The sequence below is a fragment of the Streptomyces sp. CA-288835 genome (assembly GCF_050936385.1).
Classification (GTDB): Bacteria; Actinomycetota; Actinomycetes; order Streptomycetales; family Streptomycetaceae; genus Streptomyces.
The window spans coordinates 8,134,066-8,156,229 of the sequence record NZ_JBNJMW010000001.1 but is presented as its reverse complement, the minus strand read 5'-3'; the positions used below and the strand labels follow the sequence as shown (position 1 = coordinate 8,156,229).

Below are 22,164 nucleotides of genomic sequence, written 5' to 3'. Positions count from 1 at the left end.
GGTGAAGATCCTGAGGTGAGTTCGATAAGACCGAGTGCCGGCTCTGGCGGTGAGGTGGGCGCCGCCCGGGGGAGCATGGCCGGGGGGCGGCGGGCCGTCGCCCTTCTCGTCCTGGTGGCCCTTGCCGCGTTGATCCCGCTGCTCGGGCCGCCCCTCGCCCTGCGGGGCACGGGTGAGGCCGCCCTGCCCGCCGACGGGGGAATCGCCCTGCTGCGTACGGTTCTTTTCGCGGCCGTGTGTGTCTCGGCGGGCGAACTGTTCGCCGCCCGGCTGGCCCGCCGGGTGCCGGGGGCGCCCCTGGACGACAAGCCCCGCAGCTGGGCGCCGGTCGCGGCGGGCGCCGGCTTCGTGGCCGCGCTGTGCCTTGCCTCGGTGGTGGCCAACGGCAACCTGGTGCCGCGCCGGCTCTCCGACATGGACATCGGCGGCCTCTACGAGACCCGTGACGGGATGCTCGCGCTCCTGGAGGTCAACGCGTTCGTGGTGGCGGGCCTGTGCGCCCTGTCGCGCCGGCCGGCGAACCAGGTGTGGCCGCTGGCCGCGGTGGCTGTCGCGGAGGCGCTGCGGGCCCATCCCACGACGGAGTACAGCCCGCTGCTCGGCTCGGGCCTGACGCTCGTTCATGTGACGTGCGCGGCCCTGTGGGTCGGCGGCCTGCTGCACGTTCTGCGCCTGCTGCGGCGCTGGCGCGACCCGGAGGCGGGCGCCGCGCTTCTCGGGCTCTACGCGCGCGTGGCGGCCGTTCTGTTCGCCGCGATCACCGTGACGGGCGTGGGCAGCACCCTGCGCCGGATGCCGGCCGGCACGGTCCTGGACCAGCTGACGACGACGGCGTACGGCCGCGTCCTGCTCGCCAAGCTGCTCCTCGTGGCCGCCGTCGCCGCCCTCGCCCTGTGCGCACGCCGGCGCCTGCGCAGGGCCGCCGACCCGCTCACCGCCTACTCCCCCGCCCGTGCGGAAGTCGTCGCCCTGGGGGCGGTGGTCACGGTGTCCGCCGTGCTTACGGCGCTGCCGGTGCCGATTCGCTGGTGACAGGCGTCCGCCGCCCGCCTACTGCGCTCATCACCCCACGAACCAGCAGGAGTTGCGCGGCGATATAGGTGCCCATGATCCAGAACTCGGGCCGCGGGAGCTGCGGCCATTCGGCGACTCCGGTCGCGATGAGCGTGTCCGAGAGCATGAAGAGGGCGCCTCCGAGGGCGGCGGTGAGGCCGAGCCGGGTGGCTCGGTACGCCATGGCCGTGAGCAGCACGCTGTAGGCGGCGACTGAGAGACGGAGTTCGGGTGGCAGGTCCGGCCACAGGAGCGCCACGGTCGTGACGAGGGCGACGCCGTAACCGGCCGCCGGCCAGGCGGCACGCGCGCGTGGAGCCCCATTTTCCGCTTCGCGCCCTAGGGAGGCGTGTTTCTTGAAGAGCACCAGGTAGCAGACGTGCCCGGCCGCGAAGGAACCCATCCCGGCGAGGAACGCCGCGTCGACGTCGAACAGCAGGAGCACGTCGCCTCCCCAGCCGAACAGGAGCGCGGCGACAAGGAGTCGAGGCCCGCCACGAAGGCCCACATGGGCGGCGAGCAGCGGCATCAGGAGCGGCTTGGCGAGGGCGTGCCCGAGGCCGGAACCGGCCACCAGGCAGACAAGGTCGACGACGGTGACGACACCGAAGGCGGCGAGCGGCACGCGCGCGTGCCGTTCGGCGCGGCGGCCTGGGCTCACGCGACGTTCCCGGTGACCGTCCCCGTGGCCGTCTCCGAGACCGCGTCACCGACCTCCTCGTTACCGCCAGGAGCCGCCGGCTGCCAGCCCGGCCCCCGGAACACCCGCCCCGCCCGCTCACGCCAACTGCCCGCCGCCCGCAGGTCCCTGGCGATGGCGGCGTACTCGTGCGTGGCGACGCGCAGGGGGTTGTAGGTGTCGATGTTCTTCGTCAGCCCGTACACCGGCCGCTCGGTCTCCGGGACGAACGAGCCGAAAAGCCGGTCCCAGACGATGAGGATCCCGCCGAAGTTGCGGTCCAGATAGCCCCCTTGGGAGGCGTGGTGGACTCGGTGGTGGGAGGGCGTGTTGAAGACGAACTCGAAGGCGCGGTGCAGCTTTCCGATGCGCTCGGTGTGGATCCAGAACTGGTACACGAGGTTCGCGGACGAGCAGAACGCGAGCGCCGCCGGGTGCACACCCAGGGCGACGAGAGGCACGTAGAACGGCCAGACGGTCCAGGTCGTCCACGGCTGCCTGAGTGCGGTGGTGAGGTTGAACTTCTGGCTGGAGTGGTGCACCACATGGCAGGCCCACAGGATGCGGATGACGTGATGTCCGCGATGCGACCAGTAGTAGAAGAAGTCCTGGGCGAGCAGCATCAGCGGGACGGTCCACCACAGGACGGGCACGCGCAGGGGCGTGAGTTCATAGACGGCCGTGTAGATGGCGACGATCGGAATCTTCCACAGCAGGTCGAAGCCCAGACTGCCCAGCCCCATGGAGACGCTCGTCACGGCGTCCTTCGCCTCGTACCCCGCGGCCTCCTCATCCGGATGGATCCGGACACTCACCATTTCGACAACGGTGAGCAGCACAAAGGCGGGTATCGACCACAGCACGACATCGGGCAGGTTCGGCATGTGTGCACCGTAGAGCGGCCGTTGACCTGCGGCCAGACGTTGTTACCCACAAGTATTACCTGGGGTACGCGCTTGCTTCTTGGCCGACTCCACCAAGAGGCGCAGCCGGCGGGGGCGCTGACGGAGGTTCGGGGGCGCGTGGCGCGGACTCCGGCGAACGGGCTGTCAGTCGTGACCTTTATCCTCGGTGACCATGCTCGAAGACCGTACGACCGCAGCCTCCGCAGCCTCGTGGCCGGCCGCGTATCCGCAGGGATACGCGGTGGTCGACGTGGAGACCACCGGACTGGCCCGCGACGACCGCATAGTGTCGGCCGCGGTCTACCGGCTGGACGCACGCGGCGAGGTCGAGGACCACTGGTACACGACGGTCAATCCGGAGCGGGATCCCGGGCCGGTGTGGATACACGGTCTGACGAGCGAGGCGCTCGAAGGGGCGCCTCTTTTCCCGGAGATCGCCGAGGAGTTCGCGGCCCGGCTCGACGGCCGTGTGCTCGTCGCGCACAACGCCGTCTTCGACTGGTCGATGATCGCGCGGGAGTACGCGCGCGCGGAGCGCGAGGCGCCGGTCCGTCAGCGGCTGTGCACGATCGCGCTCTCCAAGGAGCTGCGCCTGCCCCTGGCCAACCACAAGCTGGAGTCGCTCGCCGCGCACTTCGGCGTCGTACAGGAGCGGGCGCACCACGCCCTGGACGACGCGCGCGTGCTCGCCGAGGCGTTCCGGCCGAGCCTGCACGCCGCCGCGCGCGACGGCGTACGACTGCCGCTGCTTGAGTGCCGGCCGCTCACCGAGTGGGCGGACGGGCCCTCGCCGCGCATCGGCCCTCAGTCGGGCGGCGGGGGCTACGGCGGTTACGGGCCCGGGAGTTGGCGCCCCTCCCGCAAGCGGCCCGCGTGCCCGTACCCCAACCCGGGCTGGTACGAACCGGGCAGACCGCTCAAGCAAGGCATGCGGATCGCGTTCTCCGGGGACACCTCGGTCGACCGCGAGCTCCTGGAGGACCGTGCCGTCGACGCCGGACTCCATGTCTCGACGAGCCTGTCCCGCCGCACCAGCCTCCTCGTCACGAACGACCCGGACTCCGGTACGTCGAAAGTGGTCAAGGCCCGCCAGTACGGCACGCCGGTCGTCGACGAGGCGGCCTTCGGGCAGCTCCTTCTGGATGTGGAGCCGGCCGAGGGGGCGTGAGGGATGGGGCGCTCTCGGACCACGGCACGAGATTCCCGCGTACGGCAAGAGGTCCGGGCGTACGACGAGAGATCCGGGCGTACGGGTGATTGGCGGGCGACTCGCCCCGTGGCCGCTCGCCCGTGCCGTGTCGGCGGCCCACCCTGTGGCGCATGGCACGTTGCGAGGTCTGCGGAAACGACTACGGGATGTCCTTCGAGGTGCACGCGCAGGGCGCGGTCCATGTCTTCGACTGTTTCGCCTGCGCCATCCACCGTATGGCACCCATCTGCGAACACTGTCGCGTCCAGATCATCGGCCAGGGCGTCGAGGTCGGAGGCCAGTGGTTCTGCGGGGCGCACTGCGCCCGCTCGGAGGGGAAGGTGGGGATCATCGACAAAGTGTGAGCTCGCCCAGTGCGCTCCTCCGGCGCACGATCGACGTCCGGTGCGCCGGAGGAGCGCGACGGTGGCGAGGGCGCGAGCGCGCGGAGGCCCGACGAAGGAGGGCTGAGCACGGTCGCGCCCTCGCCACCGGCTGTAGCGCTCCGCAGGCGCACAATCGATACAGCCCTCGGCGGACCCTCCGTCGAGGGCCGATTCTTGCGGGGGTAACGTCAATGGGGTGTACCGCTTCCTGTTGTCCCGGCAGTGGGTGATCCTCACGCTGGTCGCCCTGCTCCTCATCCCCACGATGATCAGGCTGGGCTTCTGGCAGATGCACCGCTACGAGGAGCGCACGGCCCGGAACGAGCTGGTCGCCGAGGCGCTGGACGCCAAGCCGGTGCCCGTGGAGCAGCTCACCTCCCCCGGACACACGGTCACCACCGACGAGCGGTACCGCAGCGTGACGGCGAAGGGCCGCTTCGACACCGAAGACGAGGTCGTCGTCCGCCGCCGCACCAACTCCGACGACGAGGTCGGCTACCACGTCCTGACGCCCTTCGTCCTCGAGGACGGCAAGGTCCTGCTGGTCAACCGGGGCTGGATCCCCGGGGCCCCGACCCAGACGGCGTTCCCCAAGATCCCCGCACCGCCCCGCGGCGAGATCACCGTCACCGGTCGGCTCATGCCCGACGAGACGACCGAGGCGAGCGGTATCAAGAACCTCGAGGGCCTGCCGGACCGGCAGATCATGCTGATCAACAGTGAGCAGGAGGCCCGCCGCCTCGGCGAGCAGGTCGTCGGCGGCTACATCGTGCTGACGGCACCCGCGCCGAAGGGCAACTCCCCTGAACTGATCGGCAAGCCCGGCGACGAGGACGCCGCACTGAACTACGCGTACGCGATCCAGTGGTGGCTCTTCGCGCTGGGCGTCCCCGTGGGCTGGGTGATCCTGGTCCGCCGTGAGCGCCGGGACCGGGCGGAGGCGGCGGCGAAGACGGACGCGCCTGAGGCGGCGGAGCCGGCCTCCGTATAGGCGGACCGCCCGTCAGCGACACCAGCCGCCCCATAGGGCGGACCGCGCGGAAGCGACACCAGCCGCCCTATAGGCAGACCGCCAGAAGCGACACGGCCGCCGTATAGCCGGACCGCACGAGGTGACACCGGCCACTGTGCGGCCGTGACCGCCAGAAACGAGACCGGCCACCGCGCGGCCGCAGCCGCCCGAGGCGAGACCGCCGACCGTACGGCCCTGACCGCACGAGGTAACACCGGCACCGCGCGGCCGTGGTCGCCGGAGGCGAGACCCGCGGCCGTAACCTCCAGAGACGAGACCGGCCGCCGTGCGGCCGTAACCTCCAGAGACGAGACCGGCCGCCGTGCGGCCGTAGCCGCCAGAGGCGAGACCCGTCGGCCGTACAGCCCGGACCGCCGACACGCCTCCCGCCTGATTGGTCACCGGCCGTGACGGGAACCCGTCCCCCGTGCACTCATCGAACGAGCCCAAGCCACCCGTCCCCGCCATCGAGGACTACGCGCTGATCGGCGACCATCAGACCGCCGCCCTGATCGGGCGGGACGGTTCGATCGACTGGCTGTGCCTGCCCCGGTTCGACTCGGCGGCCTGCTTCGCGAAGCTGCTGGGGGACGAGGAGAACGGTCACTGGAGGCTCGCGCCGAAGGGGGCGGGGGCCTGCACGCGACGCGCGTACCGGCCGGACTCGCTCGTGCTCGACAGCGAATGGGAGACCCCGGAGGGGACGGTGCGCGTCACCGACCTGATGCCGCAGCGCGACCGCTCCCCCGACGTCGTACGCGTCGTCGAGGGGCTCGAGGGCCGCGTGACCATGCACAGCGCCCTTCGCCTGCGGTTCGACTACGGCTCGATCGTGCCGTGGATGCGCAAGTCGGACGGACATCGGGTGGCCGTCGCGGGCCCGGACTCGGTGTGGCTGCGCAGCGAACCCAAGGTGCGCACCTGGGGCAGGGACTACAGCACGCACTCGGAGTTCACGGTCGCCGAGGGCGAGAAGGTCGCCTTCGTGATGACCTGGCACCCCTCGCACGAGCCACGCCCCCCGCTCATCGACCCGCACGAGGCACTGGCCTCCAGCGTCGACGACTGGCGGGCGTGGGCGTCCCGCTGCCGTTACCAGGGACCACACCGGGACGCGGTCGTCCGCTCCCTGATCACGCTCAAGGCCCTCACCTACGCGCCGACCGGCGGCATCGTCGCGGCGCCCACCACCTCGCTCCCGGAGGAGATCGGCGGCGTACGCAACTGGGACTACCGCTACTGCTGGCTGCGCGACTCCACGCTCACCCTGGGAGCGCTGCTGGCCTGCGGCTACCAGGAGGAGGCCGAGGCCTGGCGCGACTGGCTGCTGCGCGCGGCGGCGGGCGACCCGGCGGACCTGCAGATCATGTACGGGCTCGCGGGCGAGCGGCGGATTCCCGAGTACGAGGTGCCGTGGCTGCCCGGATTCCAGGGCTCGTTTCCGGTCCGGATCGGCAATGACGCCGTACGCCAGTTGCAGCTGGACGTGTACGGCGAGGTCATCGACTCTCTGGCGCTGGCGCTGCGCGCGGGACTGCCGACCAAGCCGCACATGTGGAGTCTGCGGCTGGCCCTGATGGAGTTCCTGCGGTCGAACTGGCGCAAGCCCGACGAGGGCCTGTGGGAGGTACGCGGTCCGCGCCGCCACTTCGTGCACTCGAAGATCATGGCGTGGGTGGCCGCCGACCGCACCGTCCGCGCCCTGGAGGAGAACCCCGGCCTGAGCGGCGACCCGGACCACTGGCGCGCGATGCGCGACGAGGTGCACCACGAGGTGTGCGAGCGCGGCTACGACCCGGAGCGGAACACCTTCACGCAGTTCTACGGCTCCCGGGAACTGGACGCCTCGCTGCTGCTCATCCCCCGTACCGGCTTTCTGCCGCCGGACGATCCGCGGGTGACCGGCACGATCGACGCGATACGCGACGAGCTCGCGCACGACGGTTTTCTGCGCCGGTACTCCTCGGACCAGACGGTGGTCGACGGGCTGCCGGGCCATGAGGGCGCGTTCCTGGTCTGCTCGTTCTGGCTCGCGGACGCGCTGCATCTGACGGGGCGTACGAAGGAGGCGCGCGAGCTGTTCGAGCGCCTGCTCGCGCTCTGCAACGACGTGGGGCTGTTGTCCGAGGAGTACGACCCCGTCGCGTGCCGTCAGCTCGGCAACTTCCCGCAGGCGTTCAGCCATATCGGCCTGGTGGGCACCGCCCTCACGCTGTTCGGCGAGGAGGGGGCAGGATAGGGGCATGGATCTTGGACTGAAGGACCGTGTCTACGTCGTCACCGGGGCCACTCGCGGCCTGGGCAATGCCTCCGCGCGGGAACTCCTCGCGGAAGGCGCGAAAGTGATCATCACGGGCCGGGACGAGAAGACGGTGGCCGAGGCCGTCGCGGCTCTCGGCCCGAACGCCCATGGAGTCGCCGTCGACAACGCCGACCCTGCGGCCGCGACGAGCCTGACAGCGGCCGCACGGGAGCGTTTCGGTGGCTTCGACGGCATCCTGATCAGCGTCGGCGGCCCGGCGCCCGGCTTCGCCGCCGACAACACGGACGAGCAGTGGCAGTCGGCGTTCGAGTCGGTCTTCCTGGGCGCGGTCCGGCTGGCCCGCGCGGCCGCCGCGGAGCTGGCCGAGGGCGGGGTCATCGCCTTCGTGCTCTCCACTTCGGTGTACGAGCCGATCGCGGGCCTGACCATCTCCAACGGCCTGCGCCCTGGGCTCGCGGGCTTCGCCAAGTCACTCTCGGACGAAGTCGGCCCGCGCGGCATCCGCGTCGTGGGCGTGCTTCCCGGCCGTATCGCCACGGACCGCCTGCGCCAGCTCGACGGCCTGTCACCCGACCCGGAGGCCACCCGCGCGGCCAACGAGTCCCGCATCCCGCTGCGCCGCTACGGCACCCCGGAGGAGTTCGGGCGCACGGCCGCGTTCCTGCTGTCACCGGCCGCGTCGTACGTGACGGGGGTCATGGTTCCTGTTGACGGCGGGGCTCGCCGCGGGTTCTAACGGGTCCCAACGGTTCTAACTGACCCGTTCCGCCCGGTGTTTGACCCCGCGGAGGCGTACCTCGGCGGGCAGCGCGGCCAGACCGGCGGAGTCCCTGGCGTGGGCGAGGGCCTGGGTCGTCAGGCCGTGCAGCGCGTCACCGGGGTCGACATGTGGTTCGAGGAGCAGCTGGACCCGTGCTTGAGGCGTGCTCCGCTTGCCGGTCAGCGCCGTCTGTGCGCGCTGCACGCCGTCGAGTGCGCCCGCCTCGCCGGTCAGTACGCCCTCCAGGGCGCGGCCGCGCAACAGGGCCCCCTCGCCGTCGCCGGTGTCGACGAGCACCTCGGCCAGCCGACGCCGTCGTAGTACCGCTGTCAGCCACCACAGGGCGAGCAGCAGGGCGACGGCGAGTACGGCGATGACGGTGGGCCACCACCAGCCCTCGTCCCGCCAGCGGGTCCGGCCCGTGTCGCTCAGCAGCACGTCCCGCTGCCCGTCGTGGACCCACCACGAGGGCGGTTCGAGGCCGAGACCGACGGCGAGCACGGAGCCGCCGCCCACGATCAGGAGCAGGCCGGCGAGCCCGACGAGAACACGGTTGACGATCCTGAGCACCGGCCGTCACCCCTTCCGGTTCTTGTTCGCCCGCGCCACATGCACCGAAAGGGCGGGCCGCCGGGCCAGCCCGAGCCCTTTGATGCCCTCGGCGAGCACGGCGTCCAAGTCGGCGCGTACATCGTCGAGTTCACGGAAGTGCGACACCGCCCGCGCGGTGACCTTCCTCCGCCTCACCCGGACCCGTACCGAGCGCACCCCGGAGACCTCCATGGCCCGGTCACGCAGCGCCATGGCGGCCGCACCCCGGTGCAGACCGGCCCGTACGTCGGTGTGGGGGCGGCGCATCGTCAGTACGTCCCGCATCCCGGGCGTCACGGCGAGCACGAGCAGCCAGACGCCGAGAGCCGCCGCGACCCCGGCGCCGACGAGCACCCAGATGTCGTCGAGGGGCCGCTCGGCGAGCTCCCGGGCGAGGTTTCTGCGCCAGGCCATGGCGGGCCGGTCGAAGCGCACGGAGACGATGTCGTACAGCAGAAGGCCCGCGCCGGCCAGGACCAGCAGCGCGATGATGCCCGCGGGGATACGGCGTACGGACCAGAAGCGGCCGTTCCCGTCGTCCGTGTCGTCAGTGGTGGGCAGCGGGTCGTAGTCCGCCGCGGACGCGGACTGGCCGAGTTCGCTCTCGGCGGCCTTCTCGATGACGGGCAGCTGACGGGTGCTCTCGGAGCCCTGGGACTCGCTCATTGGGTCCTCCCCTGTGCCGCGCCGCGTGCCTGCGCGGAGTGCAGGCGCTCCACCTGGACGGCGACCTCGGGCACCTCCATACCCGCCAGCATCCTTACCCGCTGGGTGACTTGGCGACGCACAGCGGCGCACTGGGCGCCGATGTCGGAGGGGTAGTCGAGTTCGAGGCCGACCCGGACGCGGGCGGTGTCGATGGGGGTCCCCCCGCTCGAGCGAAGCCGAGAGTGGGGGCGGACGACGACCGTGGCGTGCGGCGGTCCGGCCTCCGGGGGCAGCACGCCCAGGGCCTCGCGCGCCGCCTGCGCGGCGATCTTCGCGACGACCTGGTCGGCGATGCGGAGCGCACCGCGCTCGGCCGGTGCGACGGTGCCGCCGGGGCTGCCCGGCCGGAGGGGTGCCCCCGCCGCGGCGAGCTCACCGCTCACGTGCGTCACCGCCGCCGGTCGCCGCGGGTACGGAAGAAGTCACCGACTTCCAGGTCGCCCTCAAGGAAGCGGCCGACTACGAAGCCGACGGCGCCGAGGGCTGCCACGAGGAGGAAGGCACCGAACCCGCCGAAGTATCCGGCGAAGCCCAGCGCCATTCCGGCGATCATGCCGATCGCGGCCATGCTCATGCTGCGCTCCTCTGCGCATCAAGGGGGGCGGGTACTGCTGGCGAGTACTACTCGAGTACTACTGAAGCCGGGTCTCCGTTTCCCCTTCTTCTTCCTCTTCCGGCAGTTTGACATCGCTGACCGCGATATTGACCTCGACGACTTCAAGGCCCGTCATCCGCTCGACGGCCGAGATGACGTTCTCGCGCACGGCGCCGGCGACCTCGGTGATCGAAACGCCGTAGTCGACGACGATCTCCAGGTCGAGCGCCGTCTGCACCTCGCCGACCTCGGCCTTCACGCCCCGGGTCACCGACTTCGCACCGCCCGGGACCCGGTCCCGCACCGCTCCGAAGGTGCGCGAGAGCCCGCTGCCCATCGCATGCACCCCGAGCACATCGCGGGCCGCGAGCCCGGCGATCTTCTCCACCACACCGTCCGCGATGGTCGTACGTCCCCGGGAAGCCGGGTCGCCTCCACCGCGCTTGGTCACACTGGGCCTGCTGCGGGGCTGTACCTCCGGCGCCCCTTTCTCGGCCTCGGGGTTCTCCGTCCGGTTCCGCTGCGTCACATCCGTCATCGCCCTGCGTCCCTTCCGGCTGGTACTCCTTCCTTCACACTAAGTGTGGTTGCACGGCAGCGCACCAGTCGCTGCGGCAGGCTGGAGCAATGATGGCGGACCAGTGGACCCGGGCAGTGCGACGTCAGCTCGGCTTCGGCAGACTTCTCCCGCTGGGTGGCCCGCGAGACGGCGCCTGGATCACGGAGCGGGCGGCCGAGTCCGTACTGCGCCGCGCCGCACGCCATGTGCCGGGCGCACACCTCGGCACGCTACGGCTCGCACTCGCCGACCCGAACGAGACGCACGAACCGGCGGTACCGCCTCCGCCGAGCGCCCTCCCGCCGGGTCCACTGCGGATCAACGCCGACTTCACAGCGACCCTCGCGACCGGCGAACCCCTCCCCGCCGTCGCGTCCCGCCTCCGGGCGACCCTCGCCGAGGCAGCCACGGAGCGACTCGGGCTGACGGTCACGGAGGTGGATCTACGGGTGACGGGGTTGCTGGAGGAGAGGGAGGCGGGCGCTACGGAGGACGACGAGACGGACGTACGCCCTGATGAGCCCAAACGTCCCACGGAGCCGGAGGCGGACGACGAGTCCCGAGTGGCTGCGGCAGCGCTGGCTGTGCCGGGGGTGTCCCGCCTGACGGGCACACTCGCCGGCCTGGGCCGCGCGGTGCACATCGAGGAGCGGCCAGGCGAGACGACGCTTCCCCGCCGTCACGTCCGCATCGAGCTGGAGGCCCGCGCCAGCCACCGCACACTGGACGTAGCCCGTGAGGTCCGAGAGGCGGCAAGTGCAGCCCTGCCGGACCACCCGTCGGTGGCAGTGCTGATCACAGGGGTGACGGACTGAGCGGTGGGCCCAGTCAGACGCGCCCTGTCAGGGGCGCGGGGCTGTATCAATTTGCGGCTCCGCCGCGCAGACGCGATCAACCACAACGCACCCGCAGCTCAGAACCGGCCCTCCAGTGGAGCGTCAGTCGCCAACCCCCGCAAGGTCCCGCAACCGCCGCCCCTGCGCCGCCCGCTCCGCGACCCGCTGGTCCTCATACGTGCGGTCAACGGCACCCTGAAGCAACGCCTTCGTCTCGACCAGCGCATCCCGCGGCGCAGCCAACAACGCCGCCCCCAAGTCCCGTACCGCGTCATCCAACTGCCCCACCGGCACAGCCAGATTCGCCAGCCCGGTGCTCACGGCCTCCTCGGCCGTCACAAACCGCCCGGTCGCGCAGATCTCCAGCGCACGGGCGTACCCGACGAGCCCCACCAGCGGATGCGTCCCCGTGAGGTCGGGCACGAGCCCGAGGCTGGTCTCGCGCATGGCGAACTGCACATCGTCCGCGACCACACGCAGATCGCAGGCCAGCGCGAGCTGGAAGCCCGCCCCGATGGCATGCCCCTGCACGGCGGCGATGGACACGATGTCGCTACGCCGCCACCAGGTGAAACCTTCCTGGTAGCCGGCGATCGTCGCATCGAGCTCGGCATCGGAACCGCGTGCGAGATCGATGAACGACGGCTCGCCCTCGAACCCCTCGGGCGTGAACGCCTGCCGGTCGAGCCCGGCGGAGAAGGATTTGCCCTCCGCGCGCAGCACGACAACGCGAACGGTGCCCGGCAGCAGCCGCCCCGCTTCGGCCAGCGCCCGCCACAGAGCGGGGCTCTGCGCATTGCGCTTGGCCGGATTGGTCAGCGTCACCGTGGCGATCGCCTCGTCGACGGTGAGCCGTACGCCGTCCTTGTCGAGTACCGGGTCGAGCGAAGCCATGGGGCGCCTCCGATGCGTGCGGTCAGAGCGGGTGCCGTACGTACGCACCCTCAAGTGACTGCACAGTAACCACCCAGCCGATCACCCGACCGACCGGGTGGCCACCATCGGAGAACGAGGAGCCGCCCGGCTTCAGGCCGAGGCGGCCTTCTTACCGCGGGTCGCTCCGCCACGCCCTCGGAGCGTGACACCCGACTCGCTGAGCATCCGGTGGACGAAGCCATACGAGCGGCCGGTCTCCTCGGCCAGTGCCCGGATGCTCGCACCGGAGTCATACTTCTTCTTCAGGTCTGCCGCGAGCTTGTCGCGCGCGGCGCCGGTTACCCGGCTGCCCTTCTTCAGAGTCTCGGCCACCCGTGCCTCCTCATGGGAAGTGCGCTCTGGACTTCTCATGATCACCCCTCAAGAGCTTCCTGGCCACCCATTCGGCAAGGTCCGTAGGACAAGCTTTGAGTCGCGGAAGCTCATCCTCACGAGCGGAATCCGATATTCCGGGCGGCGGTGTCCGTACGGCCGAACGGGTTCACACGCGAAGGTCCAGGTCAGCGGAGCGGGGTGACCTGGACCTTGCGGGCCGAGGGCCCGGTCGCGGAATCCGTGTAGGACACACCTCGGTACGAGGAGATCTCACACAGATGATGGATCACGGATGAGCCGAATGATCCATACGCAGTTGATCAGTCATTCGATCAAGCCCTGCTGACCCGGGCACCGCCTCCGGTAGGAGGCCTCCCGGGCCGAACGGGACTCAGGCGAGGGCGACGAGGTCCGCGTAGTCCGCGCCCCACAGGTCCTCGACGCCGTCGGGCAGCAGGATGATCCGCTCCGGCTGGAGGGCGTCGACCGCGCCCTCGTCGTGGGTGACCAGGACGACGGCTCCCTTGTAGGTACGCAGGGCGCCGAGGATCTCCTCGCGGCTGGCCGGGTCGAGGTTGTTGGTCGGTTCGTCGAGGAGGAGGACGTTCGCGGACGACACCACGAGGGTGGCGAGCGCGAGGCGGGTCTTCTCGCCGCCGGAGAGGACCCGGGCCGGCTTGTCGACGTCGTCGCCGGAGAACAGGAAGGAGCCGAGCGTCTTGCGTACCTCGACGAGGTCGAGGTCGGGGTTCGCGGAGCGCATGTTCTCCAGCACCGTGCGGTCCGGGTCGAGGGTCTCGTGCTCCTGCGCGTAGTAACCGAGCTTGAGCCCGTGGCCCTCGATGACCTGGCCGGTGTCGGGCTTCTCCACACCGCCGAGAAGCCTCAACAGGGTGGTCTTTCCAGCGCCGTTGAGGCCGAGGATGACGACGCGCGAGCCCTTGTCGATGGCCAGGTCGACGTCGGTGAAGATCTCCAGGGAGCCGTACGACTTCGACAGGCCTTCGGCCATGAGCGGGGTCTTGCCGCAGGGCGCGGGCTCGGGGAAGCGGAGCTTTGCGACCTTGTCGGACTTGCGCTCGGCCTCCAGACCGGCCAGCAGCTTGTCGGCACGGCGGGCCATGTTCTGCGCGGCGACGGTCTTGGTGGCCTTGGCGCGCATCTTGTCGGCCTGCGAGTGGAGGGCGGAGGCCTTCTTCTCGGCGTTCTGCCGCTCGCGCTTACGGCGCTTCTCGTCGGCCTCGCGCTGCTGCTGGTAGAGCTTCCAGCCCATGTTGTAGACGTCGATCTGGGAACGGTTGGCGTCCAGGTAGAACACCTTGTTGACGACCGTGTCGACGAGATCGACGTCGTGGGAGATCACGATGAAGCCGCCGCGGTAGTTCTTCAGGTAGTCGCGCAGCCAGACGATCGAGTCGGCGTCGAGGTGGTTCGTCGGCTCGTCGAGGAGCAGGGTGTCGGCGTCCGAGAAGAGGATGCGGGCCAGCTCGATACGACGGCGCTGACCGCCGGAAAGCGTATGCAGGGGCTGGCCGAGCACCCGGTCCGGCAGGTTGAGCGCGGCGGCGATGGTGGCGGCCTCGGCCTCGGCGGAGTATCCGCCCTTGGTGAGGAACTCCGTCTCCTGGCGCTCGTACTGCTTGAGCGCCTTCTCACGGGTGGCGCCCTGGCCGTTCGCGATGCGCTGTTCGTTGTCGCGCATCTTACGGATCAGGGTGTCCAGGCCGCGCGCGGAGAGGATGCGGTCGCGGGCGAGCATGTCGAGGTCGCCGGTACGCGGGTCCTGCGGGAGGTAGCCGACCTCGCCGGAGCGGGTGACGGTGCCCGCGGCGGGCGTGCCCTCACCTGCGAGGACCTTGGTGAGCGTGGTCTTGCCCGCACCGTTGCGGCCGACCAGGCCGATGCGGTCGCCCTTGGCGATACGGAAGGTGGCGGACTCGATGAGGATGCGGGCACCGGCACGCAGCTCGATACCGGAGGCGGAAATCACGGACAGACTCCAGGGCAGGGTCGATGACGGGGTGGGCGATTGAGGGGTGCCGCGCGTAGCGCGCCGTTGGAAGGGCGGTGGCGGGCGACGGGCGGGAGTTCACGCCGTCTAATGCGCGAGGAGAATGGCCATGGGGCCAGTCTAACGGGGGTCTGCAAGCAGTTTTTCTGTGCGCGCATGTTCTACGTCACCTTTGCGGCCCGGGAGTTCATCGCCCTCGAGATTTCCGCTCGGAGGGGCGTTGTCAGTGCCTGGTGCAAGACTGAGAAGCAGGCCACATTCAGCAGGTCACATCAGGTATCCGGTCACATTCCGGCGATGAGGCGAGAGGGAGTGATCGCCATGGCGAGCACGGCAGGCGGACGCCCGAGCATCTTTCCGACGCTGCTGTACGGGGACGCGAAGGCCGCGATCAGGCAGCTCACGGAGGCCTTCGGCTTCACGGAGGCGTCGGTGTACGAGGGCGAGGACGGCACGGTCCTGCACGCGGAGCTGGTGCAGGGCAACGGCGCGGTGATGCTCGGCTCCAGGGGCCGCGGCGGCCGCTTCGACGAGGCGATGAAGGGTGCGACGCACACCGGGGTGTATGTCGTCGTGGACGACATCGACGCACACCACCAACGGGCCGTGGACCACGGGGCGGAGATCCTCATGCCCCCGACGGACCAGGACTACGGATCGCGGGACTACATGGCCCGTGACCTGGAGGGCAATATCTGGAGCTTCGGCACGTACTCCCCAGAGATACAGGCCTGACGCCCCCATAGAGGCCCGACGCCCCGCCCGCCCACTCGGCCGAGGCTCTCAGTTGCCGCCGGTGTGCACCTGGAAGGCGGCGCGGCGTACGGCCCTGGCCAGGGCCGGGTCGGGGTGGGCGGCCGCGAGGGCGACCAGGACCTGCACGGTGCGGGGGTGGCCGACGGCGCGGACCTCGTCGAGGAGCGCGGGCACGGTGGGCTGCACCGCGGACTCCAAGTGCCTTACGAGAAGCGGGGCTTCGCCGTGGTCGGCGACGGCCGCGGCGGTGTCCACCCATAGCCAGGTGGCTTCTTCGCGGGTGAGGATCTCGTGGGCGTCCTCGGGGTCGTGACCCTCGTGCTCGGCGATCCACAGCAGGGCGTACGGGCGCAGGTGGACCTCGTCGACGACGGCGCGTACGTCCGGCTCGGCGGGGGCGCCGACGACGCGCAGCGCTTCGAAGGCGAGCCCGCGCAGCAGGGCGTCCTCACCGCGGGCGGCGTCGAGGAGTTCGGTGACGGCGCTGCCGACGGGGCGGGCGGCGAGCCAGGCGCGGTATTCGTCACGGGCCGCGTTCGGACGGAGCTGGGCGCAGCCGCGGAGCATGTCCTCGGCCGGCTGCTCGATGTTCCCGGCGGGGCTCTGCGCGGCGACGCAGATCTGCTCCAGCTTGACCCACACGGCCCAGCTGCCGAGCGGGGTGAGCGTGGCCTGGCCGTCGGCGCAGGTGAGGGCGCCGACGGAGGCGAGCGCGTGCAGGGCCCAGTCGAGGAGGGGGGCGAGAGGGGTGTGCTGTGCCGGTTCCTCCACCGGCTCGGGCTGCGGCCCGTACGGGATCTCGCAGCGCTCGGTGCGCAGTTCCGTGACGCGCTGATCGAGGAGGTCGAGGAGCTGGGTGACGGGGACGGGGCCGGCGGAGAGCTGAAGGAAGGAGAGCACTTGGGGCATCGCGGAGACGACCTCGGCGACGGCCGCGTGCTCCTGGTCCTCGGGTTCCGGGCAGGCGAGCGACCAGGCGTCGAAGAGGGCGACCCAGCCGCGCAGTACGGCACTGTCGTCGCGGTTCCAGGCGCGCAGCCGCCAGCCGGGTCGGGCGCTGTCGCCGTGCACCTCGATGAGGCCCGCGAGCCGTGCGGTGTCCCAGTCCGCGCGGACCTGAGCCGGAGTCAGGGCCAGGTCGTCGGCGGCGCGCCGGGCACTTGCCTCGGAGAGCGTGCCGGCGCCGTCGGCGGGTGTGCCGTCGCGGTCCCGGCCGGGGCTCAGCGCGGCGTCGGCCCAGCGGGCGACACGGGCCGCGCCGGCGAGCTGGGCGCGCGCCATATGGGCCAGTTCCGCGGGCGCCGGGGTGCCCTCGGGCGGGCGTGGTGCGGGTCGGCGCGTACGCCGCTGGTTCATCGCTCGGGGAGCGGCGGCCAGGGGTCGTGAGCGGACGAGTCGGAGCCTGGAGTCGCGCGGGATACGGGACGTCACGGGGGCAGTCTTCCGGTTGACGGTCCGAAAACCCAAACGGAATGGCGGGGAGGGCCGTACGGGCGGCCGGCGCGCACGGCTCCACGGGCGTTCGCAGGACCCGGACAACCACGTGATCAGGGGTCAACCGGAAGCCGGGAAGGAGCACGAGAGAACAGGAACGAACAGGCAAGGAGGGAGTGAGGCCAGGAGAGGCCAGGACTACATCAGCGGCGTGAGGAAGCGGCGCAGGGCCTCTTCGTAACCGGCCGGGTCGGCGTTCCACATGGCGCCGTGCGGGGCGTTCCGGACGGTGTGCAGGCTGACCAGGTCGGGGCGGCGGTCGGCGAGGCGGCGGGAGTGCGTCCAGGGGGCGACCGCGTCGTCCGGGCCGTGCAGGACGAGGACCGGCACCTTGAGCAGGTCGGGGTCGGCGGCGCCCTGGATCTGGTCACCGTGCAGGCCCGTGCGGCCCTGGGCGGCGCGGACGGCCAGCGGCAGCAGGGCGCCGGGCGTGCGGCGGGCCGCGGCGAGGGCGCGCAGCGTGGACTCCCAGCTGAGGACGGGCGAGTCCAGCACGAGCCCGGTGATCCGGTCGCGCAGTGCGGAGTGCGCGGCGGCGCGTACGGCCATGGTGGCGCCGGTGGACCAGCCGTACAGGACGACCTGTTCGGCGCCGGAGCGCACGGCGTAACGGATGGCCGCGTCGAGGTCGGGCCACTCGGTCTCGCCGAGGTGCCCCAGGCCGTCCGGTGGGCGGGGTGCGCCGGGGTCACCGCGGTAGGCGAGGTCGAGGACGGGGAAGCGGAGGCGGTGCAGCAACTCCATGACGTTCATGGGGTGTTCACGGGTGGTGCCAAGACCGTGCACGGTGATCACCCAGGGCTCGCGGGCGCCGGGCACGAACCAGGCGGGCAGGGCGCCGAGTTCGCCGGGGATCTCGACGTCGGTGTGGTCGAGGCCGAGCGCGGTGCTCGGGTCGCCGATGTGCACGTTCGGGGTGAACCACACCTTGTCGCCGGGTTCCAGCGTGCCGTGGGTGACGCGTTCCAGTCGGCGTACGACCGTGTCGGCGGGGTGCGGGGCGGCCTCGACGACCGAACCGACGACGGCGTGGCTCGCGTTGCCGCTCAGGCCGTACATGCCCGGCCGCTGGGAGGCCAGGGCGCGGGTGAGCGTGATGCGCCCGGCCGCCGTGGCGTGCACGGTGAGCCGGGGCTCGGTGGGCAGCGGCCGGCCCGGCGACGTCTTCAGGGCGGCGTCGCTCGCGAAGCGGCCGGCCGCGACGGTGGCGGCTCCGGCGGCCAGGGCGGCGGTGACGGCCGCGGCCGTCACTTTCACAGTGCGCACGGGTCCAGTCTCCAGACCCAGCCCGCAGTCGGCCAGCCGAAGGGACCCGTGAAAAGTGCGCCCAGGGATCGGTTACGGCTGGCCGTACCCCTTCAACCGCTCCCCCACTTCCGCCACCTGCTCCTCGCTCAGCAGCGACGGCGAGTGACCCGGAAGCGACGACGCCGTCAGCCACAGGCGGCACATCCACTCCAACTGGGCCGTGCGATCGTAGGCCTGGTGGAGGGTGGTGCCGTAGGTGAGGGTGCCGTGGTTCTGGAGTAGACAGGCTGTGCGGTTCCGCAGCGCCTCGAGCATGTTCTCGGCCAACTTTTCCGTGCCGTAGGTCGCGTAGGGGGCGACGCGGACGGGTCCGCCGAGCGCGGCGGCCATGTAGTGGATGAGCGGCAGCTCGGAAACGAGCGTGGAAACGGCCGTGGCGTGCACGGCGTGCGTGTGGACGATGGCGCGGGCGTCGGTGGCGCGATAGACGGCCAGATGCATGGGCAGTTCGCTGGTCGGAACGAGTGAACCGAGCACCTGCCGCCCGTCCAGACCGACCCCGCAGACGTGCTCGGGCCCGAGTTCGTCGTACGGGACTCCGCTCGGCGTGACCAGGACGGTGTCCCCGACGCGGACGGACACATTGCCCGACGTACCGACGACCAGACCCTCGGACACCGTCCGGCGGGCCGTCGCCACCAGCTCGCGCCAGGCCCGTTCCGTGGCGTCCCGCACGCCATGCCCGTCCGTGTCCAGCCCGTCCCCTGCGTCCCACCGCTGTTCAGCCATGCCGCGATCCTGCCAGCCAGGTACAAGGTCCCGGCGCGGGCGAGGGCACTTTAGGGCGGAACACCCACCTCCGAAAGGGCGCAGAAACGAACAGAACGCCCACTCGGAGCAATTGGCCGACGAGCGACGGGAGTTCGCGGACCCTCCCATACCCTCAGGGAGATTTGTCGTGCACGCAGCCATTCCGGGGGGAAAGATGGCCCGTGATCGCAAACCGTCCCGAAGTCGCCGACTGCCCCACAGCCGCCGCGCCCGCTTCGCCGTACTCTCCGTGGCGACGCTGACCCTCGGCACCACCGCACTCATAGAGCTGCCGGTCTCTGCGGCAGCAAAGCCCAAAGGACACGACGTCTCCTCGCACCAGAAGAACGTCAACTGGGCGAAGGCGAAGAGCAAGGGCGCCAAGTTCGTCTACGTGAAGGCGACCGAGTCCCACACCTACCGCAACCCGTATTACGGCCAGCAGTACCACGGCGCGCGCAACGCGGGCCTGGTCCGCGGGGCGTACCACTTCGCCCTGCCGCACAAGTCGTCCGGCAAGACCCAGGCGGCGTACTTCGTGCGCAACGGAGGCGGCTGGCGTGCGGACGGCTGGACGCTGCCGCCCGCGCTCGACATCGAATACAACCCGTACGGCAAGAAGAAGTGCTACGGCCTGAGCAAGTCCAAGATGGTCGGCTGGATCAAGTCGTTCAGCAACGAGGTGAAGCGGCAGACCGGTCGCCGCCCGGTGATCTACACCACCACGCACTGGTGGAAGAACTGCACCGGCAACAGCGCCGCGTTCGCCTCGAACCACGCACTCTGGCTGGCCCGCTACAGCTCGTCGGCGGGGACGCTGCCCGCGGGCTGGCGGACGTGGACGTTCTGGCAGTACGACAACGGCGGGACGCTGCCGGGTGACCAGAATCTCTTCAACGGTTCCATGAGCCGGCTCAAGCAGTTCGCGAGGGGCTAGAAGCAGAAGGGCAAGAAGCGGAAGGGCTAGAGCAAAAGGACGAGAAGCAAGGGAAGACTGGGAAGCAAGGGCAGGCGGAGCCCCATCCTCCGCCTCAGTTCGACTGAAACGCCGCCGCCCTGGTCGACTACAACACTGCCCCTCCGGGTACCCGGAGGGGCAGTGGCTCGTTTCGATACACCTCGTGGTCCTACTGAGTTCATCTTCCGTTCATCCAGGTTGCCTACGGTCCACGAACCGCTGACGTCCAATAGAAGACCGGGTAAATGGAGAACTTCTCGCTGATCCTCGCGATAGTGGTGGTCACCGCCCTCGCGTTCGATTTCACGAACGGTTTCCACGACACCGCCAACGCGATGGCCACCACCATCTCGACCGGCGCGATGAAGCCCAAAGCCGCGGTGGCCATGTCCGCCGTACTCAATCTGGTCGGCGCGTTCCTCTCGATCGAGGTCGCCAACACCATCTCCAAGGGCCTCGTCGACGAGACCGGCATCCAACCCGAAGTGATCTTCGCCGCACTCGTCGGCGCCATCCTCTGGAACCTGCTGACGTGGCTCGTAGGCCTGCCGTCCAGTTCCTCGCACGCCCTCATGGGCGGCCTGATCGGCGCCACCATCGCCTCGGCCGGCGCCGGCGCGGTGCACGGCGACGTCCTCGTCACCAAGGTGCTGATCCCCGCGATCGCCGCCCCGCTGGTCGCGGGCCTCGCCGCGATGCTCGCCACCCGGCTGACGTACCGTCTCGGCCGGAACGCGAACGGCGAAGCCGCCAAGAAGGGCTACCGCACAGGCCAGATCGCCTCCGCCGGGCTCGTCTCGCTGGCGCACGGCACGAACGACGCGCAGAAGACCATGGGCATCATCACCCTCGCCCTGGTCACCGGCGGCGCCATCGCCCCCGACTCCGACCCGCCGGTCTGGGTCATCCTCTCCGCCGGTCTCGCGATCGCGCTCGGCACCTACCTCGGTGGCTGGCGCATCATCCGCACGATGGGCAAGGGCCTGACCGACCTCCAGCCGCAGCAGGGCTTCGCCGCCCAGACCAGCGCGGCCACGGTCATCCTGGCCTCCTCGCACCTCGGCTTCTCCCTGTCCACCACGCACTCGGTCTCCGGCTCGGTGATGGGCGCGGGCCTCGGCCGCAAGGGCGGAGTGGTCCGCTGGTCCACCGCCACCCGGATGTTCGTCGCCTGGGGCCTGACGCTGCCGGCCGCGGCCCTGGTCGCCGCGCTCGCGGAGTACGTGACCTCCTTCGGCACCTGGGGCACCGCGTTCGTCGCCGTCTTCCTGATCGCGTCCAGCGCCGCGATCTGGGTGGTCTCCCGCCGCGAGGTGATCGACCACACGAACGTCAACGACACCGACGACCCGAACGTCGATGACACCAACGACACAGAAGGAACCGCCGACGTGATGAGCACGGCCATCGCCGCCGTCACCCCGCCCCCGCCGGGCCACGTCGAAGAGCCGGACACCGAGCCCGCCACCCGCACCGCCACGGTCTGAGGAATCCACCGCATGCACATCGACTGGGCAGCCCTCGGCTCCGTCTTCGGAGTCAGCCTCATCGTCACCGTCGCCCTCGTGGGCGCGTTCACCCTCGGCATCGCCGGCCTCTCCCGACGCGAATCGGCCTCCGCACAGGGCAACTCCGCGCTCCTGGCGACGACCGGCGCGTACGCCTGCTTCACGGCGTGCGCGGCGGCGGTCGCGTACGGCATCTACCTGATCGTGGCCTGACGCCCAACACCCCACCCGCCCACGTCCGTCGGCCCACACGTCTGTGTGGGCCTTCGCACACTCTCCCGTCGCAGGTCAGCGGCAAGTTGACGGCTGTTCGTGGGCGTGGTGGACTGCCCGAGCCAAGTACGGCGGCAGAAGAGGAAGCCGGTGTGAGTCCGGCGCGGTCCCGCCACTGTCACCGGGGAGGCAACTCCCCGGGAGCCAGGAACTCTCGCCGTCGGTCTCGTCGAACCAGGGCGCGGACACCCTGAGTGAGGACATATCGCCATGCGCGGCTGCCTGTTGCGGATCAGTTTGCCGAGTACGAGGGTTTCGCCGAGTACGAGGGTTTCGCCGAGTACGAGGGTTTCGAGGACCCCGAGGGTTCTGCCTGACG

General features: G+C 70.6%; 26 protein-coding genes and 1 riboswitch. Of the genes, 13 read left to right on the top strand and 13 right to left on the bottom strand.

The window, feature by feature from the left end; translation table 11 throughout:
• Window positions 1-15: 15 nt before the first annotated feature.
• Complete coding sequence (locus ACQEVY_RS36885) at window positions 16-1,032, top strand: CopD family protein (RefSeq protein ID WP_432953902.1); 1,017 nt, start codon at window positions 16-18, stop codon at window positions 1,030-1,032.
• On the opposite strand, the gene ACQEVY_RS36880 is transcribed toward ACQEVY_RS36885, so the two are convergent.
• Both ACQEVY_RS36880 and ACQEVY_RS36875 read right to left on the bottom strand, forming a co-directional pair.
• The gene (locus ACQEVY_RS36880) at window positions 1,001-1,714 is read right to left on the bottom strand and encodes a lysoplasmalogenase (protein WP_432953900.1); all 714 of its coding nucleotides are present in this window, start codon (window positions 1,712-1,714) and stop codon (window positions 1,001-1,003) included. The genes ACQEVY_RS36885 and ACQEVY_RS36880 overlap by 32 nt on opposite strands.
• On the bottom strand, window positions 1,711-2,616 hold the full coding sequence (locus ACQEVY_RS36875; protein ID WP_432953898.1) for a sterol desaturase family protein: 906 nt from the start codon (window positions 2,614-2,616) through the stop codon (window positions 1,711-1,713). Before ACQEVY_RS36875 ends, ACQEVY_RS36880 begins: the two co-directional genes overlap by 4 nt.
• Window positions 2,617-2,809: 193 nt before the next feature.
• On the opposite strand from ACQEVY_RS36875, the gene ACQEVY_RS36870 reads away from it, so the two are divergent.
• The 6 genes from ACQEVY_RS36870 (at window position 2,810) to ACQEVY_RS36845 (ending at window position 8,223) form a co-directional block, all read left to right on the top strand.
• Window positions 2,810-3,805 carry a DEDDh family exonuclease gene (locus tag ACQEVY_RS36870; protein ID WP_432953896.1) on the top strand — a complete coding sequence of 332 codons (996 nt, stop codon included), beginning with the start codon at window positions 2,810-2,812 and terminating at the stop codon, window positions 3,803-3,805.
• Between the two features lie 152 nt (window positions 3,806-3,957).
• Window positions 3,958-4,191, top strand: a complete 234-nt coding sequence (locus ACQEVY_RS36865) for a hypothetical protein (protein WP_328772585.1) — start codon at window positions 3,958-3,960, stop codon at window positions 4,189-4,191.
• Between the two features lie 217 nt (window positions 4,192-4,408).
• Entirely contained in the window at window positions 4,409-5,203 is a 795-nt protein-coding gene (locus ACQEVY_RS36860; RefSeq protein ID WP_432953894.1) for an SURF1 family cytochrome oxidase biogenesis protein, read from the top strand.
• A gap of 144 nt (window positions 5,204-5,347) precedes the next feature.
• Window positions 5,348-5,635, top strand: coding sequence for a hypothetical protein (locus ACQEVY_RS36855; RefSeq protein ID WP_432953893.1), 288 nt, complete (start codon window positions 5,348-5,350; stop codon window positions 5,633-5,635).
• 16 nt (window positions 5,636-5,651) lie between these two features.
• Entirely contained in the window at window positions 5,652-7,463 is a 1,812-nt protein-coding gene (locus ACQEVY_RS36850) for a glycoside hydrolase family 15 protein (RefSeq protein ID WP_432953891.1), read from the top strand.
• A 4-nt stretch (window positions 7,464-7,467) separates the two neighbouring features.
• Window positions 7,468-8,223 carry an SDR family oxidoreductase gene (locus tag ACQEVY_RS36845; RefSeq protein ID WP_432953890.1) on the top strand — a complete coding sequence of 252 codons (756 nt, stop codon included), beginning with the start codon at window positions 7,468-7,470 and terminating at the stop codon, window positions 8,221-8,223.
• A 15-nt stretch (window positions 8,224-8,238) separates the two neighbouring features.
• Here ACQEVY_RS36845 and amaP read toward each other — a convergent pair whose 3' ends face one another.
• From amaP to ACQEVY_RS36820, 5 genes are read right to left on the bottom strand one after another with little or no spacing between them, the layout of a single operon-like run.
• Window positions 8,239-8,817 carry an alkaline shock response membrane anchor protein AmaP gene (gene amaP, locus ACQEVY_RS36840; RefSeq protein ID WP_432953888.1) on the bottom strand — a complete coding sequence of 193 codons (579 nt, stop codon included), beginning with the start codon at window positions 8,815-8,817 and terminating at the stop codon, window positions 8,239-8,241.
• 6 nt (window positions 8,818-8,823) lie between these two features.
• The gene (locus ACQEVY_RS36835; RefSeq protein WP_432953887.1) at window positions 8,824-9,504 is read right to left on the bottom strand and encodes a DUF6286 domain-containing protein; all 681 of its coding nucleotides are present in this window, start codon (window positions 9,502-9,504) and stop codon (window positions 8,824-8,826) included.
• On the bottom strand, window positions 9,501-9,938 hold the full coding sequence (locus ACQEVY_RS36830) for an Asp23/Gls24 family envelope stress response protein (protein WP_432953885.1): 438 nt from the start codon (window positions 9,936-9,938) through the stop codon (window positions 9,501-9,503). The genes ACQEVY_RS36835 and ACQEVY_RS36830 overlap by 4 nt, the downstream gene beginning before the upstream one ends.
• Window positions 9,935-10,120: a hypothetical protein gene (locus tag ACQEVY_RS36825; protein WP_432953883.1), complete on the bottom strand. Its 186-nt coding sequence runs from the start codon at window positions 10,118-10,120 to the stop codon at window positions 9,935-9,937. The genes ACQEVY_RS36830 and ACQEVY_RS36825 overlap by 4 nt, the downstream gene beginning before the upstream one ends.
• A 58-nt stretch (window positions 10,121-10,178) precedes the next feature.
• On the bottom strand, window positions 10,179-10,679 hold the full coding sequence (locus tag ACQEVY_RS36820) for an Asp23/Gls24 family envelope stress response protein (protein WP_432953882.1): 501 nt from the start codon (window positions 10,677-10,679) through the stop codon (window positions 10,179-10,181).
• An 89-nt stretch (window positions 10,680-10,768) separates the two neighbouring features.
• Here ACQEVY_RS36820 and ACQEVY_RS36815 point away from each other — a divergent pair, with 89 nt between their 5' ends.
• Window positions 10,769-11,515, top strand: coding sequence for a nucleopolyhedrovirus P10 family protein (locus ACQEVY_RS36815; RefSeq protein ID WP_432953881.1), 747 nt, complete (start codon window positions 10,769-10,771; stop codon window positions 11,513-11,515).
• Window positions 11,516-11,638: 123 nt separating this feature from the next.
• On the opposite strand, the gene ACQEVY_RS36810 is transcribed toward ACQEVY_RS36815, so the two are convergent.
• From ACQEVY_RS36810 to ACQEVY_RS36800, 3 genes are all read right to left on the bottom strand, one after another.
• Window positions 11,639-12,430, bottom strand: coding sequence for an enoyl-CoA hydratase/isomerase family protein (locus ACQEVY_RS36810; RefSeq protein ID WP_432953880.1), 792 nt, complete (start codon window positions 12,428-12,430; stop codon window positions 11,639-11,641).
• Window positions 12,431-12,562: 132 nt separating this feature from the next.
• The gene (locus ACQEVY_RS36805) at window positions 12,563-12,784 is read right to left on the bottom strand and encodes a helix-turn-helix domain-containing protein (RefSeq protein ID WP_006123601.1); all 222 of its coding nucleotides are present in this window, start codon (window positions 12,782-12,784) and stop codon (window positions 12,563-12,565) included.
• Window positions 12,785-13,178: 394 nt separating this feature from the next.
• Window positions 13,179-14,777 (bottom strand): ABC-F family ATP-binding cassette domain-containing protein, encoded by a 1,599-nt coding sequence (locus ACQEVY_RS36800; RefSeq protein ID WP_432953878.1) that lies wholly within the window; start codon window positions 14,775-14,777, stop codon window positions 13,179-13,181.
• Between the two features lie 342 nt (window positions 14,778-15,119).
• On the opposite strand from ACQEVY_RS36800, the gene ACQEVY_RS36795 reads away from it, so the two are divergent.
• A complete protein-coding gene (locus tag ACQEVY_RS36795; RefSeq protein WP_328772576.1) occupies window positions 15,120-15,533 on the top strand; it encodes a VOC family protein in 414 nt (137 codons plus the stop codon).
• A gap of 48 nt (window positions 15,534-15,581) precedes the next feature.
• Here ACQEVY_RS36795 and ACQEVY_RS36790 read toward each other — a convergent pair whose 3' ends face one another.
• The 3 genes from ACQEVY_RS36790 to ACQEVY_RS36780 form a co-directional block, all read right to left on the bottom strand.
• Complete coding sequence (locus ACQEVY_RS36790) at window positions 15,582-16,985, bottom strand: hypothetical protein (RefSeq protein WP_432953877.1); 1,404 nt, start codon at window positions 16,983-16,985, stop codon at window positions 15,582-15,584.
• A 201-nt stretch (window positions 16,986-17,186) separates the two neighbouring features.
• Window positions 17,187-18,314: an alpha/beta hydrolase family protein gene (locus ACQEVY_RS36785; protein ID WP_432953875.1), complete on the bottom strand. Its 1,128-nt coding sequence runs from the start codon at window positions 18,312-18,314 to the stop codon at window positions 17,187-17,189.
• 72 nt (window positions 18,315-18,386) lie between these two features.
• Window positions 18,387-19,085 carry a class II aldolase/adducin family protein gene (locus tag ACQEVY_RS36780; RefSeq protein ID WP_432953874.1) on the bottom strand — a complete coding sequence of 233 codons (699 nt, stop codon included), beginning with the start codon at window positions 19,083-19,085 and terminating at the stop codon, window positions 18,387-18,389.
• Between the two features lie 196 nt (window positions 19,086-19,281).
• Between ACQEVY_RS36780 and ACQEVY_RS36775 the strand changes: the two genes are divergently transcribed.
• The 4 genes from ACQEVY_RS36775 (at window position 19,282) to ACQEVY_RS36760 (ending at window position 22,162) form a co-directional block, all read left to right on the top strand.
• Window positions 19,282-20,043, top strand: a complete 762-nt coding sequence (locus tag ACQEVY_RS36775; protein ID WP_432955596.1) for a lysozyme — start codon at window positions 19,282-19,284, stop codon at window positions 20,041-20,043.
• 266 nt (window positions 20,044-20,309) lie between these two features.
• On the top strand, window positions 20,310-21,551 hold the full coding sequence (locus ACQEVY_RS36770) for an anion permease (protein ID WP_432953873.1): 1,242 nt from the start codon (window positions 20,310-20,312) through the stop codon (window positions 21,549-21,551).
• A gap of 12 nt (window positions 21,552-21,563) precedes the next feature.
• Window positions 21,564-21,785, top strand: a complete 222-nt coding sequence (locus ACQEVY_RS36765; protein ID WP_432953872.1) for a hypothetical protein — start codon at window positions 21,564-21,566, stop codon at window positions 21,783-21,785.
• 92 nt (window positions 21,786-21,877) lie between these two features.
• Window positions 21,878-22,021, top strand: a riboswitch (cobalamin riboswitch).
• Window positions 22,022-22,039: 18 nt separating this feature from the next.
• Window positions 22,040-22,162: a hypothetical protein gene (locus ACQEVY_RS36760; protein ID WP_432953871.1), complete on the top strand. Its 123-nt coding sequence runs from the start codon at window positions 22,040-22,042 to the stop codon at window positions 22,160-22,162.
• Window positions 22,163-22,164: the final 2 nt, after the last annotated feature.